The sequence below is a fragment of the Streptomyces sp. NPDC059853 genome (genome assembly GCF_042731495.1).
GTDB lineage: Bacteria > Actinomycetota > Actinomycetes > Streptomycetales > Streptomycetaceae > Streptomyces.
In genome coordinates, this window is sequence record NZ_JBHWJL010000452.1 from 1 (window position 1) to 2,807 (window position 2,807).

1 protein-coding gene is annotated in these 2,807 nt (G+C 78.7%); it reads left to right on the forward strand.

Features of this window, described 5'->3' with window-relative positions; translation table 11 throughout:
* Positions 1 to 30: 30 nt before the first annotated feature.
* On the forward strand, positions 31 to 2,807 hold a 2,777-nt coding region (locus ACFV5N_RS26605; protein WP_385604728.1), incomplete at its 3' end, for an amino acid adenylation domain-containing protein.

Consider the following 2,807-nt stretch of genomic DNA (forward strand, 5'->3'; position numbering starts at 1 on the left):
ATGAGCCTGCGGTCCGTCACGGGGACCGAGGTGGATCTGGATCTGCTCTACGACTACCCGGAGTTCGGCCGGCTGGTGGCGGCGCTCGCGCGGGAGGGCGGGGCGGCGGCGGACGCCGGACGTCCGCTGACGGCGGCGGAGGAGCGGCTGTGGGCGTCGGAACAGCTGTGGCCGGGCACCGCGCGGTACCACGTGGGGGCGGTGTACCGCTTCGCCGGGCGGCTGGACGTCGCCGGGCTGCGGGCGGCGCTGGACGGGCTGGCGGCGGCGCATCCGGCGCTGCGGCGCGGCTTCCGCGCGCCCGGGCTCGCGGTGGAGGCGGACCCGGCGCAGGTGCGGGTGCCGTGCCGCTGGGTGGCGGCGCCGGGGGTGTCGGATGCGGAGCTGGGGGCGCTGCTGGACCGGGAGGTGCGGGAGCCGTTCGACCCGGCCCGGCCGCCGCTGCTGCGGGCGCTGGTGGTGGACCGGGGGGCGGCCGGTGATGTGCTGCTGCTGACGGTGCACCACCTGGTGTGCGACGGGGTCTCGCTGACGCTGCTTGAGGAGGAGATCGGGCGGCGCTGCGCGGGTGCGGACGACGCCGGGGCGCACGGCGCGCCGGTGGCGGTGCCGGCCGGCTCGGCCGCAGTGGACGGCCCGGCGGCGCTGGCGTACTGGCGGCGCCGGCTGGCCGGGGCGCCGCGGGCGATGGCGCTGCCGGCCGATCTGCCCCGGCCCGCGGTGCTGGGGACGGGCGGGGCGGTGCACCGGGCGGCGTTCGCGCCCCGCGGGCTGGCCGCGCTGCGCGCGGTGGCCGGGCAGGAGCGGCTGAGTCCGTTCATGACCTGGCTGGCCGCGTACGCGGTGGGGCTGGCGGCGGTCACCGGCGACCGGGATCTGGTGGTGGCGGTACCGGCCTCGGCGCGGGAGCCGGGCGGCGGCGCGGAGATCGGGATGTTCGTGGACACGCTGCCGGTGCGGCTGACGCTGCCGCCCCGGGCGACGGCCCGGGAGGTGGCACGGCTGGTGCGGCGGGCGGTGGCGGAGGCGCTGGCGCACCGCCGGGCGCCGTTGCAGGACATCCTGGCCGGGCTGCGGATCGGCGCGGACCGCTCGCGCGCGCCGCTCGCGCAGGTGGCGCTGACCCACCGGATGCGGGCCGAGGGCGGGTTGCGGCTGGCGGGGCAGTGGGCGCGCCGGGAGCTGTGGCCGACCGGCACGGCCAAGTACGAGCTGCTGTGGTCGGTCGTGGACGGTGCCGAGCCGGAGCTGGAGCTGGAGTACCACACGGAGCTGTTCAGCCCGGCGGCGGCGGGCGCGCTGCACGAGCGGCTGATCGGGGCGGCAGCGGCGGCGTTCGCGGCGCCCGACGCGCCGCTGCCGGGGCTGGTCCGCGAGCCGTCCGGCGAGGGTGCGGGGTCCGGGTACGAGGCGGTGCACCAGCGGTTCGAGCGGCACGCGGTGCGGCGTCCCGGCGCTTGGGCGCTGGTGGACGGAGCGCTGCGGCTGACGTACGGCGAACTGGCGGTACGGGCCCGGGCGGTGGCGGCCGGGCTGCGGGCGGCCGGGCTCGGCCGGGGGTCGGTGGTGGCGGTCCTGGCGGAGCGCGGTGCCGGGTCGGTGACCGGGTTCCTGGGCGCGCTGTACGCGGGGTGCGGCTATCTGCCGGTGGATCCGGGGCAGCCGGCGGCGCGGATCGGCCGGCTGCTGGGGGCGGCGGACGCGGTGCTGGTGGCGCGGGCCGCGGCGGACACGGTGCCGGGGGCGGCCGGTCATGCGCCGGTGCTGGTGCTGGAGGAGTCGTGGGACCGGCCGGTGGGTCCGGACGCGCCGGGTCCTGCCGCGGTGACGGGGGAGGATGTCGCCTATGTGATGTTCACCTCCGGCTCGACCGGGGAGCCGAAGGCGGTGGTGGTGCCGCACCGGGCGATCAGCCGGCTGGTCCCGGACGCGGACTATCTGACGATCGGCGCGGATGACCGGGTGGCGCATCTGTCGCATCCGGCGTTCGACGCGGCGACGTTCGAGGTGTGGGGCGCGCTGGCGGCCGGAGCCACGCTGGTCGTGGGCGGCCGGGACGTCGCGCTGGCCCCGGCCCGGCTGCGGGAGTTCGTCGCCGGTGAGCGGATCACCGTGCTGTGGCTGACGGCCACGCTCTTCCACCAGGTGGTGGACTTCGCGCCGGACGCCCTGGCGCCGCTGCGGGTGCTGCTGGCCGGTGGGGAGCGGCTGGACGCGCGGCGGCTCGCGGTGCTGCTGGCCCGTCCCGACCGGCCGGGCCGGGTCGTCAACGGCTACGGGCCGACCGAGAACACCACCTTCAGCACCTGGCACGACATCACGCCCGCGGACGCGGCGGCCGGGACCGTCCCCATCGGCCGGCCGGTCTCCGGCACCACCGCGCACGTCCTCGACGGCGCGGGCGACCCGGTGCCGGTCGGCGGCACCGGTGAACTGCTGGTCGGCGGGGCGGGCCTGGCGCACGGTTACCTGGGGGATCCGGCCGCGACGGCGGGCGCCTTCGTGCCCGACCCCTTCGACCCGCGCGGCGGGCGGCGGCTGTACCGCACGGGGGATCTGGTGCGGGTGCTGCCGAGCGGGCTGCTGGCGTTCGAGGGGCGGCGGGACGACCAGGTGAAGATCCGGGGCCACCGGGTGGAGCCGGCCGAGGTCGAACGGGAGCTGTGCGCGCTGCCCGGGGTCGGCCGGGCGGTGGTGCTGGCGCGGGCCACCGAGCACGGGGCGGAGCTGGTGGGCGTCGAGGCCTTCTTGGCGGAGGGGCCCGCGGCGGGGCTGTCCGCCGAGGTGCTCGAGGCGGGGGGGGGCGA